At 71.7% G+C, this 15320-nt stretch carries 14 protein-coding genes; 8 read left to right on the forward strand and 6 right to left on the reverse strand.

Going from position 1 to position 15320, the window contains the following annotated elements:
- Positions 1 to 137 precede the first annotated feature (137 nt).
- Genes LO762_RS08790 through LO762_RS08805 form a run of 4 tightly spaced genes read left to right on the forward strand, consistent with a single transcriptional unit; the run spans position 138 to position 5735 of the window.
- Positions 138 to 668, forward strand: coding sequence for a class I SAM-dependent methyltransferase (locus tag LO762_RS08790; RefSeq protein ID WP_230613885.1), 531 nt, complete (start codon positions 138 to 140; stop codon positions 666 to 668).
- Positions 665 to 4624 carry an alpha-(1->3)-arabinofuranosyltransferase family protein gene (locus LO762_RS08795; RefSeq protein WP_230613887.1) on the forward strand — a complete coding sequence of 1320 codons (3960 nt, stop codon included), beginning with the start codon at positions 665 to 667 and terminating at the stop codon, positions 4622 to 4624. The genes LO762_RS08790 and LO762_RS08795 overlap by 4 nt, the downstream gene beginning before the upstream one ends.
- Positions 4621 to 5463: a DMT family transporter gene (locus tag LO762_RS08800; protein ID WP_230613889.1), complete on the forward strand. Its 843-nt coding sequence runs from the start codon at positions 4621 to 4623 to the stop codon at positions 5461 to 5463. The genes LO762_RS08795 and LO762_RS08800 overlap by 4 nt, the downstream gene beginning before the upstream one ends.
- Positions 5460 to 5735, forward strand: a complete 276-nt coding sequence (locus LO762_RS08805; RefSeq protein WP_230613890.1) for a Trm112 family protein — start codon at positions 5460 to 5462, stop codon at positions 5733 to 5735. The genes LO762_RS08800 and LO762_RS08805 overlap by 4 nt, the downstream gene beginning before the upstream one ends.
- On the opposite strand, the gene LO762_RS32415 is transcribed toward LO762_RS08805, so the two are convergent.
- The gene (locus LO762_RS32415) at positions 5720 to 5845 is read right to left on the reverse strand and encodes a hypothetical protein (protein WP_255685241.1); all 126 of its coding nucleotides are present in this window, start codon (positions 5843 to 5845) and stop codon (positions 5720 to 5722) included. The two genes, LO762_RS08805 and LO762_RS32415, sit on opposite strands and share 16 nt — an antisense overlap.
- Before the next feature lie 115 nt (positions 5846 to 5960).
- Positions 5961 to 7154, reverse strand: a complete 1194-nt coding sequence (locus LO762_RS08810) for a CdaR family transcriptional regulator (protein ID WP_230613892.1) — start codon at positions 7152 to 7154, stop codon at positions 5961 to 5963.
- Between the two features lie 251 nt (positions 7155 to 7405).
- Here LO762_RS08810 and LO762_RS08815 point away from each other — a divergent pair, with 251 nt between their 5' ends.
- Positions 7406 to 8023: a TetR/AcrR family transcriptional regulator gene (locus LO762_RS08815; protein WP_230613893.1), complete on the forward strand. Its 618-nt coding sequence runs from the start codon at positions 7406 to 7408 to the stop codon at positions 8021 to 8023.
- A 161-nt stretch (positions 8024 to 8184) separates the two neighbouring features.
- A complete protein-coding gene (locus tag LO762_RS08820; protein WP_230613894.1) occupies positions 8185 to 10224 on the forward strand; it encodes an NAD(+) synthase in 2040 nt (679 codons plus the stop codon).
- A 111-nt stretch (positions 10225 to 10335) separates the two neighbouring features.
- Here LO762_RS08820 and LO762_RS08825 read toward each other — a convergent pair whose 3' ends face one another.
- Positions 10336 to 11295, reverse strand: a complete 960-nt coding sequence (locus LO762_RS08825; RefSeq protein ID WP_230613895.1) for a DUF5954 family protein — start codon at positions 11293 to 11295, stop codon at positions 10336 to 10338.
- 204 nt (positions 11296 to 11499) lie between these two features.
- Positions 11500 to 12501 carry a YafY family protein gene (locus LO762_RS08830; protein ID WP_230613897.1) on the reverse strand — a complete coding sequence of 334 codons (1002 nt, stop codon included), beginning with the start codon at positions 12499 to 12501 and terminating at the stop codon, positions 11500 to 11502.
- 113 nt (positions 12502 to 12614) lie between these two features.
- Here LO762_RS08830 and LO762_RS08835 point away from each other — a divergent pair, with 113 nt between their 5' ends.
- The gene (locus tag LO762_RS08835) at positions 12615 to 13025 is read left to right on the forward strand and encodes a VOC family protein (RefSeq protein WP_230613899.1); all 411 of its coding nucleotides are present in this window, start codon (positions 12615 to 12617) and stop codon (positions 13023 to 13025) included.
- Between the two features lie 73 nt (positions 13026 to 13098).
- Here the strand turns inward: LO762_RS08835 and LO762_RS08840 are convergent, their stop codons facing one another.
- Entirely contained in the window at positions 13099 to 13707 is a 609-nt protein-coding gene (locus LO762_RS08840; protein ID WP_230613902.1) for a TetR/AcrR family transcriptional regulator, read from the reverse strand.
- A gap of 147 nt (positions 13708 to 13854) precedes the next feature.
- Between LO762_RS08840 and LO762_RS08845 the strand changes: the two genes are divergently transcribed.
- Entirely contained in the window at positions 13855 to 14463 is a 609-nt protein-coding gene (locus LO762_RS08845) for a TetR/AcrR family transcriptional regulator (protein WP_230613904.1), read from the forward strand.
- A 12-nt stretch (positions 14464 to 14475) separates the two neighbouring features.
- Here LO762_RS08845 and LO762_RS08850 read toward each other — a convergent pair whose 3' ends face one another.
- Positions 14476 to 15213, reverse strand: a complete 738-nt coding sequence (locus LO762_RS08850) for a hypothetical protein (protein WP_230613906.1) — start codon at positions 15211 to 15213, stop codon at positions 14476 to 14478.
- Positions 15214 to 15320 lie beyond the last annotated feature (107 nt).

Here is a 15320-nt window from a genome sequence, read left to right on the forward strand (position 1 = left end):
CGCCACATAGTGATATGCGTCTCCACCACAGACAAGAAGAAATTCGACAAAGCTCTTCGTGGTGCTCTCCAATGCGGTCAAGGACACCCGTACCGCATTGTTGGCGGGTGTCACTCATTTCCCTTCCGGTGGCGATCATGAAACGGCGGGGCGCCCCCGACCGGATCGCCGCGGCGCGCGCCGCCGTCGCGCTCGTCGCGCGGCACGGCGACCTCGCCGGGCGGGCGGTGCTGGAGATGAGCGACGACACCGGGCAGCACGCCGCGGAGTTCCGGCGGCTCGGCGCGGCCTGCCTGGTGGTGACGCCGGGCCGGGCCGGGCACACCGCCCCGGCGGCGCGGGACACGGTGCTGGCCGAGCCCTACTGGCTCCCCGTCGGTGATCGCCGCGTCGACGTCTGCTTCCTCGCCGACACGCTGGAGCACACCCCCGACCCGGCCGGGCTGCTCGACGAGATGATCCGGGTCACCCGGCCCGGCGGGCTGGTCTGCCTGTCCTACCCCGTCCGGCCGGAGCGGCGGGACACCGTGACGCGCCTCGTCCGGAGCCGCCGGGACGTCACCCCGGTCGAGCTGCGCCCGCGCCGGTGGGACCTCCTCCTGGCCGTCCGTGGGCTGCGCGCGGCGCCCGCCGGGAACCCGCTGGTCGTCCTGCGGCGGGCGCGGTGAGCCTGGCGACGGGCCCGGGGAGTCAGAAGGCGGGCCGGATCCTCGCCGTCGTGTTCTGGATCCTGGCGTTCAACGCGCTGGTGCTCTACCACACCGGCCGGATGACCTTCGACACCAAGCTCGGCGTCAACATCGACCCGCTCGGCTTCTACGCCCGGCTCTGGGACCTGTGGAACCCGCTCCAGTGGTTCGGCGGGATCCACAACCAGTACACCGGCTACGCCTTCCCGATGCTGCCGTTCTACGCGCTGGCCGATCTTGTCGGCCTGCCGGTGTGGCTGGCCGAGCGCGTCTGGATGGCGTCCGTCCTCACCACCGGCTTCTGGGGGTTCGTCCGCCTGGCCGAGCGGCTGTCCCTGGGCGACGCCGTCTCCAGGCCCGTCGCGGGCGCGCTGTTCGCCCTGTGGCCGACCTTCACGATCCTCATCGGCTCCACCTCGGCGGCCATCCTTCCCGCGATGCTCGCGCCCTGGGCCGTCCTGCACCTGGCCAATCCCGATCTGTCGCCGCGCCGGGCCGCCACCCGCGCGGGCCTGATCGTGCTGTGCATGGGCGGGGTCAACGCCGTCTGCACGATCGCGGCGCTGGTGCTGCCGACCCTGTGGGTGCTGTTCCACCGGCGGTGGGCGCTGTTGGGCTGGTGGGTGTTCAGCGTCGGCGCGGCCACCCTGTGGTGGGTCGTCCCGCTCCTGCACCAGGCGGAGTACGGCCACGACTTCCTGCCCTACATCGAGACGGCTTCGGACGCCACCAGCACGATGTCAGCCGCCGCGGTGCTGCGCGGCGCAGGCGACTGGGTCGCCTATCTGGCGCTCGGCGCCCCGTGGCTCCCGGCCGGATGGGCGATGGTCAGCAGCGTCTGGACCATCGGCGCCGCCTCCCTCACCGCCGCCGCCGGGCTGTTCGGGCTGGCCAGGTCCGACCTGCCGGAACGCGCGTGGCTGCGCTGGTCGGCGGGGCTCGCCGCGCTGATCGCGCTCGCCGGGTACGGCGGCCCGCTCGGCGGCCCGCTGCACCCCTGGGTCCAGCAGCTCCTGGACGGCCCGCTCGCCCCGTTCCGCAACGTCTACAAGTGGGAGCCCGTCCTCGCCACGGTGCTGTGCCTGGGCGTCGCGCACACGCTGCCGCTGCTCCGGCAGCGCCTGACGGTCGCGGCGGTCGCGCCGATCGTCCTGGCGGGCGTCGCGATCCCCTACCTGACCGGACAGATCCTGCAACCCGGCTCGTTCCGGGTGATCCCCGAACACTGGCACCAGACCGCCGCGTTCCTCGAGCGGCACTCGCCCACCAACACCGCCCTGGTCGTGCCCGCGAACTCGCACGGCCTCTACGCCTGGGGCCAGCCCATCGACGAGCCGCTGGAGCCGCTCGCGAACTCGCCGTGGGCACAGCGCGACCTCGTCCCGTTCGGCGGCGGCGGCGTCCGCGACCTCCTGGACGCCGCGGAGAAGGCGATCTCCGCAGGGCGGGCGACCCCGGGCCTGGCCGCCTATCTGACGCGCGCGGGCGTGCGCTACGTGGTGGCCCGCAACGACCTCGACCCCGACCAGCCCGACTACACCTCGCCCGACCTCGTGCGCACCGCGCTGCGGGAGTCCGGCTACCAGCGGGTCACCAGCTTCGGGCCGCAGGAGCGCAGGGCCGGAAGCGGCATCGAGTACCCGGCCGTCGAGATCTACCAGGCCGCCGATCCCGCGTACCAGCCGACCACCCCGGTCTCCGTGCTGGCCGCCGACGACGCGCTCAGGGTGAGCGGCGGCCCGTCCGCCCTGCTCCAGCTCGCCGCGCAGGGGCTCGTCCGGCCCGACCAGGCGGTGCTGACCTCCGGTGTGGACCCCGACGCGCCCGCCGCCGCGCGGATCGTCACCGACGGGCTGCGCCGGACCGAGACGAGGTTCAAGCTCGTCACCCGCAACGTGTCCCACACCTACACCGCGACGGAGACCACCCCCGTCGACGACCCCTACGGGCGCGGCGGCCAACCCCCGCTGCAGCTCCCCCCGGTGCCGCTGAAGGACAACGAGACGGTCGCCGTCCTGTCCGGCGCCGCGCGGGTCACCGCCTCGTCCTACGGCTCCTGGTTCTGGAGCGAGCCGCACCGCGAGCCCGTCGCCGCGTTCGACGGCGACCCGGCCACCGCGTGGACGGAGGGCCGTCCCGAGGCGGGCGTCGGCCAGTGGATCCAGGTGGAGTTCGACGAGCCGCTCGACCTGCCCGCCACGGTGCCGATCCGGCTCCTCCAGGACGTGCGGCGGGCGATGGCCGTCGAGATCAAGGCGACCACCGACAAGGGAAGCGTCCGCACGACCCTCGACGCCACCGGCGACGCCCAGCCGCTGAAGGTTCCGGCGGGCCCCACCAAGTCGCTCCGGCTCACCCTGACCCGGGTGGACGGCCACGTCTCCGGCGGGCCCGGCGCGGGCATCTCCGAGGTGGAGCTGCCCGGCGTCCAGGTCGTCCGGGGGCTGCGGGTGCCCGACGTGCCGTCGGGCAAGCCGGTCTCCTACTCGTTCCGGCGTGACACGACCGCCATGGTCGCGCTGCTCGGGAACGACGCGGAACCCGTCCTGCACCGCGTCTTCACCAGCCGCGAACCGACCGCCTACCGGGTCGCCGCGACGGCCGTCGCCCAGCCGGGCGCCGCCCTCGACGCGCTGCTGAACACGTTGCGCGGGGCCGGGAAGGTGTCCGTCACCGCGTCCTCGACGCTGGGCTCGCTGCCCGCGCTCAGGGCCGAGAACCTGCTCGACGGCAGCGAGGCGACGGCCTGGGTGGCGGACGACCCGCGCGCCGAACTGACCCTGCGGTGGAAGGGGAAGCGGCTCATCGACCGGATGGTCCTGAAGCCCGGCGCGCGCGGGCTCGCCTCGGCGCCCGCGCAGGTCGAGATCAGCGGCGCCGACGGCGTGCGGGTCCTCCAGGTCCCCGCCGACGGAAGGCTCTTCTTCACCCCCCTGTCCACGGACCATCTGAAGCTCACCTTCACCGGCGTCCGCGAAAGGCCGGTCCGCAACCCGCTGACCGGGATCACCGGACAGCCGCCGGTCGGCCTCGCCGAACTCGACATCCCGGCGCTCGACACGCTGCTCACCGACACGTCACGGCAGCCGGAGGAGTTCAACCTCCCCTGCGGGCAGGGCCCCGCCGTCACGGTGGACGGGCGCGCCCACCCCACCTCGGTGTCCGGCACCTTCGCCAGCCTCGTCGAGCTGAAGCCGCTGACGGTCAAGCTGTGCACGCCCGGAGCACGGCTCTCGCTCCCCGCGGGCACCCACAAGCTCGACACGTCCCGCGAGGGCGCGTTCGCCGTCACCGACGTCAGCCTGACCGCACCGGCCCCCGAGACCTCGGACAAGGCCGTGCGCGACCTGACCGTGCACACCTGGGACACCGTCGACCGGCGGTTGACGGTGGGGGCGGGCGACACCTCCTACCTGCGGGTGCACCAGGCCGTGAACATCGGGTGGAAAGCGACGCTCAACGGGGCCGCGCTCACACCGGTGACCATTGACGGCTGGCAGCAGGGATTCCTGCTTCCCGAGGGCGAGGGCGGCGAGATCCGGCTGTGGTTCGCCCCCGCGGACCGCCACCACCTGCTGCTCGGGATCGCGGTCGCGGCGGCCCTGCTCGTCGCCGTGCTGGCGCTGTGGCCCGGCGGCCGGGCCCCCGGACGGCCGGAGCCGCTCTATCCCGGCCGGACGGCACTGCCCGTCTTTGTGCTGATCACCGCCGTCGGGGGGTGGGTCGGCCTGGCCGTCCCGCTGCTCACCCGGCTGCCCGACCGGGCCCGGCCGTGGATCGCGTTCGGCGCGATGGCGCTCGCGGGCGCGTTCAGCGCGGCGGGCGTCGCCGCAGGCGAGATCGCCCGGCACGGGGTCGGCGCCTTCGGCTGGCCCGCCCAGCTCGCCGCGCTCGTGGCGCTGGCCGCGGCGCTGCTCCCGGGGAGGCGGAAGTGATCCTCCTCGGCCTCGTCGCGACCTTCCTGTACAACCTCGGATTTGTGCTGGAGAAGCGCGCGCTGGAGCGGCTGCCGCGAGTGCACGCGCGTAGGCCCGCGCGGTTGCTCATGACGTTGTTCAGCACCCCGGCCTGGCTCGCCGGGTTCGCGGTCATGGGGCTCGGCATGGCCTTCCAGACCGTCGTCCTCGCCTACCTGCCGCTCAGCGTGGCCCAGCCGATCCAGGCGACCGGCGTCGTCTTGATCCTCGCGCTGTCCCGGCTGGTCCTGAAAGAGCGCCTCCAGCCCAGGGAAATGGCCTGCCTCGTCGCGATCGTCGTCTCGGTCGTGCTGCTCGCGCTGTCACGGGGCGGGTCGGTGGGTTCTACGGCAAGCCCGCTGCTGATCGTGATCGGGCCGCTCACCTGCGTCTTCGCCGTCTCGCTGGCGCTGCGGTCGCACACCGCCGTCGTGCAGGGGTTCTGCTGCGGGCTGCTCTACGGGGTGGCCGGGCTGGCGCTCAAGGGGCTCTCGACCGAACTCGCCGGTGAGCCGTGGACGCAGTGGCCGGTGATCGCGCTCACCTCGTGGCACGCGTGGGGCAGCGTGGCCTGCTCCGGCGCCGGAATGATCCTCTTCCAGGGCGCGCTCCAGCGCTTCCCCGCGTCCATCGTCGTGCCGGTCTCCTGCCTGACCGGGATCAACTACACGGTCCTGGTCGGCACCTGGATCTACCGGGAGGCACTGCCCTCCGAACCGCTACCGCTCTTGCTCCGCGTCACCGGCGCCGCCGTCACCGTCGCCGCCGTCGTCCTGCTCAACCGCGTCCCCGCGCCGCCGGAAAGGATCCCCACATGAAACTCGACCCCGCGCTGTTCGACCTGCTCGCCTGCCCGATCGACAAGCAGGCGCTGCTGTACCTCGACGACCTCTGGCTGTTCTACAACCCGCGGCTACGCCGCGCCTACCACGCCGAGGACGGGATCCCCGCCCTCCTGGCCCAGGAGGGCGCCCCGGTCACCGACGAGAACCACGACCTCTACCTACGCCGGGCCGTCGAAGGGAACGCCCGCGTCACCCTGCGGGCGTCCCTCGCGGAGGTCGTCCAGTCGGCTCAGCGCGTGCCGTAGTTGTGCAGCGACGCCGACGACGGCTCCGAGTCGCCCGCGAGCTGGATCGTGGTGGTCGAAACCCCGGCGGCGAGCAGGAGTCCCAGGACTCCGGAGATCAGGAACTTCATGAGGTCTCATTTCGGCAGTGAGCAGGTCGTTCAGGACGATAGTTCGCTCCGGTACGCGGCAGCGTCGGCGAACTCCACAGCGTTTCTTGTCCCCCGCCACAGCGCGCGGGACGGATCACTTCACGTCGGAATCAACAAGCCGCAGATACTGGAGCGCCCACCACACCGTCATGGTGTCGGCGAGCCGTTCCAGCGACAGGCCCGTCGCCTTCTCGAACTGGCGCAGACGGTACCGGAGCGTGTTCTGGTGCAGGTGCAGGGCGTCCGCCGCCTCGGGGACACGCTGGTCGTGATCGAGATAGGCGGTGAGCGTCTCGATGAACAGGGCGCGCTGGCGGGCCGGGACGCCGCCGAAGCACCGCTGCACGATGGTGTCCGAGACGCTGCTCTCCAGCACCGCGACGTGCACGGGGACGTCGGTGATGGCGACCACGCCGCGCATGCCGAACCCGTTGGCGACCCGGAGCGCGGTGGACGCCTGGGAGAAGGACAGCGAGGCCGACTTCAACGGGACCTGCTCCCCGACCGCGATCAGGTCGGCGCAGGCGCGGGGCGGCTGGGTCAGCACGCCCATGAGCTCGCCGTTGTGGACCTCCGCCAGCCCGATTCCCTTGAGCGCGCCCTCGATCCGCCACCGGGCCCGCGCGTTCGGCAGCGGCGCGCGGAAGGCCAGATAGCGGGAATTGACGTCGAGGCCGAATTCGGACGCCTGGGCGGCGAGGCCGCTCTCGGAGATCTCCCCGGCGAACAGCGCCCGGAGAAAACCGGCGCGCCTGTCCCGCGCCTTGCCGGACAGGTCCGTCTCGATCCGCCGGTGCTCCTCGCCCGCGGCCTCCAGGACCTCGATCGTCCACATCCACAGCCGCGTGACGTCCGGGACCAGCGGCTCCGCGCCGTTCGCGACGCGCTTCTCACTGACCTCGATCGCGAAGCCGACGATGAGCTTCACGATGTGCAGGAGGGTATGGAACGGCATGCCGGAGCGGGCGGGGTGCGCGCCGATCCGCGCCATGATCCGCAGTTCGGCGCGGGTCGGGGGACGGTCCTCGCGCAGGGCGGCGCAGGCCAGCCGGACGCCGGCGCAGGCGACGGCGCGCACCGCCTCCTCGGGAACCTGAACGTATGCCGAGATCTCGGACTTGACCAGGTTGCAGGCGTAGTCGGTGATCTCGTCGAGCGCGGATTCCACGTCGGCCGGGAAGCCGTCCTCCAGCGCCCGGAGCGGCCGATGCGTCAGGGCCGTGAAATCCCGCTGCGGGTTCACGCCACGCGTGCGCCCGACGGATGAGGGGGTGATGACATTCGGCATGGGTTGCTCCTTCGAGGAACACCGCCCCCGGGGCCGACGGAGCTCCTCACTCCACAACCCGACGGCGTTAAACGGCATCGCATGCTCCGATCTTCTTACGTGATGTAAGTTACACCACGTAGGAAGTACTGAGAACCCTGGGCCGCGAGTGAATCACCCGCACGGCCCGTCCCGGCGGGCACGGTGTGTCCGCCCGAGCGCCGAAAGAATGGCAGGATAAAGTCCGACTTCAAGCACGGGAAGGACGTGCCATGGCACAGCACGCGGTCCGTCGGCGCATGCCCCGCGACCAACGGGCGGCGCAGCTTCTCGACGTGGCGGAACTGCTGTTCACCGAGCGCGGCTACGCCTCGACGACGATCGAGGACATCGCCCGTGTGGCGGGGGTGACCCGTCCCGTCGTCTACGAGCACCACGGCGACAAAGAGGGTATCTACCTCGCCTGCGTGCGCCGTGCACGGCGGGCCCTGGAAGAGGAGATACGCGCGGTCTCCTCCGCCGTCGACGACCCCAAGCAGAAGATGACCGTCGGGTCCGACGCCTACTTCCGGACCCTGGAGGACGACGCGCGGCGCTGGGCGCTGCTGTCCGGCCCCGCCGGGCTCGCCGCCGACACCCTCGCCCGCGAGCTCGACGTGGAACACCGCCAGACGGTCAACGTGATCGCCGAGATCTACCGCGGATACGCCGCGGGCGCCGACCTGCTGGACCTTGAGGCGCTCGCGCACGGCGTCACCGGCGCCGCCGAGCAGCTGGCCCGCTGGTGGCTCGCCCACCCGGAGGTACCGCGCAGCAAGGTCGTCCAACACCACATCGATCTCGTGTGGCCCCGCGTCCGGCAGGTCATGGGCCTGCGCGACGCCCCCTAACCGCCGCTCGGGTCCGGTGCGCGGGGACGGCGCGGCACCGAGGTTTCAGATGATCGCCGGTGGGAAGAGGATCTCACGAGTTCAGCGGTGTTGTCGGGCGTGAGTGTTGTCGGGTGTGGGTGTGGCGCGGGTGTGGATGGCGGAGTGGATACGGTGAGGCGGTGAGTTTCTGGTCGATCTACGAACACGGATTCGCCCGGGTGGCGGCGTGCACCGGGCGCACGGCGCTCGCCGACCCGGCGGGCAACGCCGAGGCGGTGTTGGGGCAGGCGCGGCGGTGCGCGGGGGAAGGGGTCGCGGTCGCCGTCTTTCCCGAGCTGTGTCTGACGGGGTACTCGATCGAGGACCTGCTGTTGCAGGACACGGTGCTCGACGGGGTGGAGGCGGCGGTGGACGCTGTGGTGGCGGGGTCGTCCGAGCTGATGACGGTGCTCGTCGTCGGGGCGCCGCTGCGGCACCGCGACCGGATCTACAACTGCGCCGTCGTCGTGCACCGGGGGCGGGTGCTCGGGGTCGCGCCGAAGTCGTTCGTGCCGAACTACCGGGAGTTCTACGAGGCGCGCCAGCTCGCGTCGGGCGTCGACGAGCGGGGCGGCACGATCCGGCTCGGCGGGGCGGACGTGCCGTTCGGCACGGACCTGCTCTTCGAAGCCGAGGACGTGCCAGGGTTCGTGCTGTACGCGGAGATCTGCGAGGACATGTGGGTGCCCGTGCCGCCCAGCGCGGAGGCGGCGCTCGCGGGTGCGACGGTTCTGGCGAACCTGTCGGGCAGCCCGATCACCGTCGGGCGGGCGGAGGATCGTCGGCTGCTGTGCCGCTCGGCGTCGTCCCGCTGCCTCGCCGCCTACGTGTACGCGGCGGCGGGTCTCGGCGAGTCCACCACCGACCTGGCCTGGGACGGCCAGACCATGATCTACGAGAACGGAGCGCTACTCGCGGAGACCGAGCGGTTCCCGTCGGACGAGCGGCACGCCGTCGCCGACGTCGACCTCGACCTGCTGCGGCAGGACCGGCTGCGGATGGGCACCTTCGACGACAACCGCCGCGCGCACGCCGCCCGCACCGACGCCTTCCGGCGGATCCGGTTCCGGCTCGACCCGCCGAAGACGGACTTCGGGCTGCGCCGCCGGGTGGAGCGGTTCCCGTTCGTGCCCGCCGACCCCGCCCGGCTCGCCCAGGACTGCTACGAGGCGTACAACATCCAGGTCGCGGGCCTCCAGCAGCGGCTCGGCGCGATCGGGAACCCGAAGGTCGTCATCGGCGTGTCCGGCGGCCTCGACTCGACGCACGCGCTGATCGTCGCCGCCCACGCGATGGACCGTGCCGGACGTCCCCGCTCGGACATCCTCGGCTTCACCCTGCCCGGCTTCGCCACCGGCGCGCACACCAAGGAGAACGCGCACAAGCTGATGCGCTCGCTCGGCATCACCGCCGCCGAACTCGACATCACGCCGACCGCGCGGCTCATGCTGGAGGAGATCGGGCACCCGTTCGCGGAGGGCGCGCCGGTGTACGACGTCACGTTCGAGAACGTCCAGGCCGGGCTGCGGACGGACTACCTGTTCCGGCTCGCCAACCAGCGCGGCGGCATCGTCCTGGGAACGGGCGACCTGTCGGAGTCGGCGCTCGGCTGGTCCACGTACGGCGTCGGCGACCAGATGAGCCACTACAACGTCAACTCCGGGGTGCCGAAGACCCTCATCCAGCACCTCATCCGCTGGGTCGTCGGCAGCGGCCAGTTCGACGCCGAGACCGGCCGGACGCTCACCGCCATCCTCAACACCGAGATCAGCCCCGAGCTGGTGCCCGGCGAGGAGCTCCAGTCCACGGAATCGAAGATCGGCCCGTACGCGCTGCACGACTTCACCCTCTTCTACGTGCTGCGTTACGGCTTCCGCCCGTCGAAGATCGCCTTCCTCGCCTGGCACGCCTGGCACGACCCCGCCTCAGGCGCCTGGCCGCCCGGTTTCCCGGACGCCGAACGCGGCTCCTACGACCTGGCCGAGATCCACCACTGGCTCGAGGTCTTCTGCCGCCGCTACTTCGCCTTCGCCCAGTTCAAACGCTCCGCCATGCCCAACGGCCCCAAGGTCTCCGCCGGCGGCTCCCTCTCCCCCCGCGGCGACTGGCGCGCCCCCTCCGACGGCAACGCCCGAGCCTGGCTCCACGACCTGACCCGCTGGAACCTCCCCACCCCCTGATCGACCCGACGCCCGCAGCACCCGCACCCCACGCGCCACCCCCGCCCGGCTTGTGGTTCACCGGGCGCTGCACCTGATCTCCGGCCTCTTGGGGCCGGAGCCGGGTGTGGGTCAGTCCGGGTCGTAGACGGACGGGTCGGAGGGGCGGGGGGGTTCGGGGCCGTCCCGGCCGACGCGGAGGAAGCGGGAGACGCGGATGGTGCGGAACCTGCGGCCCAGCACCTCCCATTCGTGTTGGTGGTTCGGGTGCTCTTCGATCCAGGTGGCGGCGCGTTGCCATTTGGCGAGTTCGGCGGGGGTCGGCGGGTCGCCCTGGAACTCGCGGAGCCGGGGAAGGATCTGCGAGAAGTGGGCGGCGAGACCGCGCCGGGCGTCGTCGGGGCCACGGCCGCCGGTGAGCGGCTTGTACGAGCTTCCCTCGATCTCCACAACGGTGAACTCGGGTGGAAGGACGATGATTCCCGGGTGGGTGCGGTGGGCGTGGCGCGCTTCGGCCTGGATCTGCTCGGGAACGGTTCCCGGAATCGGCTGATAGGTGAGCAGGTTCAACCGGAGTTGCGTTTCCCAGGGGCCGGAAGGCGCCAGCGGGTCAATCGGATGGCCTTCCAGGAGCCTTGATTCCTTGGGCGGATCGGTGTCGGTGTGCCGTGGCGGTTCCATGACACCGTTGTTGATCAACGTGTATTTCTCGATCCGGATGATCCGGTACCGGCGGTCCCCGATCTCCCATTCGTCCTTGGCGAGCGGTTCCCCTTCCGGCGGTTCGAGTTTGTCCGCCGCGGCGAGCATTGCGCGTCCCGTCTCCGGCGGCGTCTCGGGGCGGCGCGCGGCCCGCCGGAGACGCGAGGCGAGCGTGATCCGGGCACCGAGCGGATCTCCGCCGCCCGCGCAGCCGATCCGCCAGGAGTCGCCCGTCTGCACCGCGAAGCCGAAGTCCGGAGAGCCCGCCGGAAAGAGCTTCGGAAGGGCCTTCATCCGCTCCCCGAGCTCATGATCCCGCACCATCGCCGCCGGTTCGAGCCCGGCGACAGCGTTGATCTTGTTGTACCCGCGCATCAACCTGAAGGCCATACCCCCATCATCACCGCGCGCCAGCCGCCGCGCAGCCGATATTTCACGAACGGACCGAACAACCCCACAAAGGCAAATCCCAAAAACCCCCACCCCACCCCAACACCCCACGGACCGACCATGCCGACCATAATGCCCAATTCACCAACCCAGCCCCATCCACCCCACCACAAGCCACACGGCTGAGCGACCAGAAGACGCTCACTACTCGTCAGATCGGGGATGGGCGGCGTCGGCGTAGAGAGCGGCCAGGCGGGCGAAGGCCGCTTGGAGTTCGGGTGGGCCCAGGACCTCGATTCCGGTGTCGAAGCGGCCCAGGGAGGCCGCGAGGGCGGGCCAGGACCACGAGCCGGTGTGGAGGCGGCAGAGGTCGGGGCCCAGTTCCTCGACCAGGTCGTCCTGGGCGTGGGCGGCGACCTTGGCGGCGGGGAGGTGGAGGAGGACCGAGCCCCGGCAGGGCCATTCGGTGGTGCTGTCGGAGCCACGGAAGCGGGCGGTGATGAAGGTGGCGACGTCCTCGGCCGGGAGGTCGCGCGGATGGAAGCGGGGGCCCGTGGGGGTGAGGGGGGTGACGCGGTCGGCGCGGAAGGTACGCCAGTCGGCGCGGTCGAGATCCCAGGCGAGCAGATACCAGCGGCCCTTCCAGACGACGAGGTGGTGGGGCTCCACCCGGCGGGGCACGGCGAACTCGTCCTTGGGCCCGGCCGGAGTCGCCTCGGACGGCGTCGCCGAGCGGTACCGGAAGCGGAGGACGTCGCGGTTGTGGACGGCCGCGCCGAGGGCGACCAGGACGGCGGGGTCGAGCAGCGGCTCGGGGCGGGCGCCGACCGTGGTGATCACCAGGGTGTCGACGCGGTGGCGCAGCCGGGCGGGCATGACCTGCCTGACCGTGTTGAGCGCCCGCGCCGCGCCCACGCCGATGTCGGCTCCGGCGGCGGGCGCGAGCCGGAGCGCGACCGCGACGGCGACCGCCTGGTCGTCGTCGAACAGCAGCGGCGGCATCCTGGTCCCGGCCTCCAGGCGGTATCCGCCGTCCGGGCCCTTGACCGTGGTGACGGGATAGCCGAGCTCGCGCAGCCGCTCGACGTCGCGCCGCACGGTGCGCGGGCTGACCTCAAGCCGTGCGGCGAGCAGCGCGCCGGGCCAGTCACGGCGCGCCTGCAACAGGGACAGCAGCGACAGAAGCCGCGCGGACGTTTTCGGCATACCCGGAATCCTGCCCGGAGTAGCGGACACTTCCTGTCCGCTACCCCTGTGATCGTGGTCCTCCAGCGGCCCGGAACGGCCGGGCCGCACGGGAACGATCACGGAGGAGAACGATGATCAGCACGGTCGCGCACGTCAACCTGCGGGGTGACGCACGCCAGGCCCTGGAGTTCTACCGGTCGGTGTTCGGCGGCGAGCTCGTCGCGGTCACCTACGCCGACGCGCACAGTGTGCGGCACCCCGACGAAGCCGATCAGATCATGTGGGGCCAGGTCACCTCGTCCGACGGCTTCCGGATCATGGCCTACGACGTCCCGTCGTCCCGCCCGTGGAGCCAGGGCGACGCCCCGTTCTTCGTCTCGGTGCGCGGCGCGGACGCCCACGAGATCACCGACTACTGGAAGCGCCTCACCACCGGCTCAACCGTCATCGTCGACCTGGCCCCCGCCGCCTGGTCCCCCCTGTACGGCATGCTCACCGACCCGTTCGGCATCACCTGGGTCCTCGACGTCACCGCGAGCTGACCCCACCCGCCGCCCCGGAACAATCCCGGGGCGGCGGCCGGGGTCAGGGGTCGGGGAGGGGCTGTCGGCGTCGTCAGCGGCTCAGGGAGTCGATGACGAGGTCCAGGAGTCGGTGCATCTCGGCGCGGAAGCGCACCCTGCCCTCGATGGTGTCGGCCCTGATCACGACACGCTCGATGTCGGGGATGCCGCCGACCGAGAACCCCACGACGCTCCAGATGAGGACGCTGAGGAACATCTGCATGGTCGGCACGGCCATGAGGTCGGGGCCCAGAATCCCCTGGATCTTCCGGTAGGAGGACATGTGGTAGCGGGCGTCGAGATCAACGAGGTCGGCCGCGTCGTCGAGTCTGCGGTGCTGCCAGATCGCCAGTTCCGCCGGATGGTCGAGATAGAAGTCCAGCGCCCGGTCGAGGAAACGGTGCATCCCCTTCTCGTCGGGCCTGAAGTCGCGCTCCGCCTCGGTGAGCATGGCGATCGAGTCGCTCGAGAACCGCTCGATGATCTCCTGGTAGAGGCCGCTCTTGCCGCCACGGGCCTCGATGACGTCCCGGGACACCCCGGCGGCCTCGGCAAGCATGTGCACGGAAGCCAAGTCGTAGCCCATTGAGGCGAACACACGCGCCGCCGACGAGCGCACCGGATCGTCGCCGGTGTCGCCGCCGTGGAACTGTGCCGCCATGTCTCAACGCTAGCCCCGGCGATCCCAAGGCCGTCCCGGGGGGAGAGTAAGGTCGGCGCAAACCTCTCCGCCCCGCCGCGGCCAGACAAAGGCGACGTCGGTCGCGATTACCATGGGGGCTTCGTCTGGCTGGTGGGGGTGCTGAGGATGACGTCATCGAGCGGTGTCCGCGCCGAACGGCCGCGCAGGCCCGGGGGCAGGGCGGCGGCGGTCGTCGCGCGGGTTCGGCAGGCCACCGCGGAACTCCTGGACGAGGTCGGCTATGAAGCTCTGCTTCTGCCGGAGGTGGCCGCGCGGGCGGGGGTGAACAAGACGACGGTGTACCGGCGCTGGCCGACCAAGGCGCGGCTGGTGGCCGAGCTGATGCTGGCGCAGATCGCCGAGCAGGACCCAGGACGGGACACCGGCAGCCTCGTCGGCGACCTCATCGCCATGCTGGAGGACATCGCCCGGCTGCTGCGGGAGCGCACCACCCGGGCGGTTCTCGCGGTCCTCGTCGGCGGCGAGCTGGACGAGACGGCGCGGGCCGCCCGCGACGCCTTCTGGGCGGAGCGCTTCCAGCGCGGCGCGGCGATCGTCGAGCGTGCCGTCGCGCGCGGCGAGCTGCCCGCGCACACCGACGCGCGTCTCCTCCTCGAGGACGCCGCCAGCCCCGTCTACTTCAGGCTCGCCGTCACCGGCCGGGCGGTCGGGCGCGCCGACCTCGAACTGTTCGCACGCCGCGCCGCCGCCCGCGCCCAGCTCGGCGGCCTGTGACCGGGCGACGGCTCAACCCGCGTCCGCGAAGGCCAACTCCACCCAGTTCGCCCATTCCGCGGCGAGGTGCCAGCGGTGCCCGGCGACCATGCTCGGCGCGATGACGCGCGGGAACTCGACGCACAGCAGGGCGCCGAAGCCGCCCGGCTCCTCGCGGAACTGGTGCCGGACGCCGCCGATGGCGACCCCGGACCCCGTGCGGGCGACCCCGGCCGCCTCAAGCGGATAGGCGGAGCGCCGGGGCGAGACGAGAGACCCCAGGTCGGTGGAGTCGATGAGGAACCGGCTCGCCGAAGGGCTGCCCCCGGTCGTCTCCAGCACCTCCTGCCTACCGTCGGCGTCGGTCCGGATCAGGAAGTGGTCGGGGCTGGCGGCGATCATCGACCACCCGTAGTCGGCGCGCCCGTCGTCGTTGAACCAGCGCAGGAACTCGGCGGCGTTCCCCCCGGTGACGTGGAGCTCGGCGACGCACAGGGCCCGCCTGCCGCGCGAGAGCCGACCGGTGGCCTGGGAAATCACCGAGGACACCCGCAGATCGCGGGCCAGCCTCCGCTTGACCTCCTCGGCGCCCAGCGCCAGCTTCGCGTCCGCGAAGGCGAGCTTCCGCTCATCGAGCGTGCCACCCGGCACGGGAAGCCCGATCTTCGAGGCCGCCTTGGGGATCCGCCGAGCCTCCCACGCGAGCAGCGCGTCACGGCTCACCTCCCGCCCGTTGATCACCGCGTACATCTCGACCGCCTTACCCGCCATCGGTCCCTCTCCGTCCGTCCGCCTCGCGGCCCACCGCCTGGACGGCTCTCCACCAGGCCACAACCAAGACATCGCCAAATCCGTGGCGACTAAAGCAACTCTAGTTG

The organism is Actinocorallia sp. API 0066 (assembly GCF_020991275.1).
In the GTDB taxonomy this organism is placed as follows: domain Bacteria; phylum Actinomycetota; class Actinomycetes; order Streptosporangiales; family Streptosporangiaceae; genus Actinocorallia.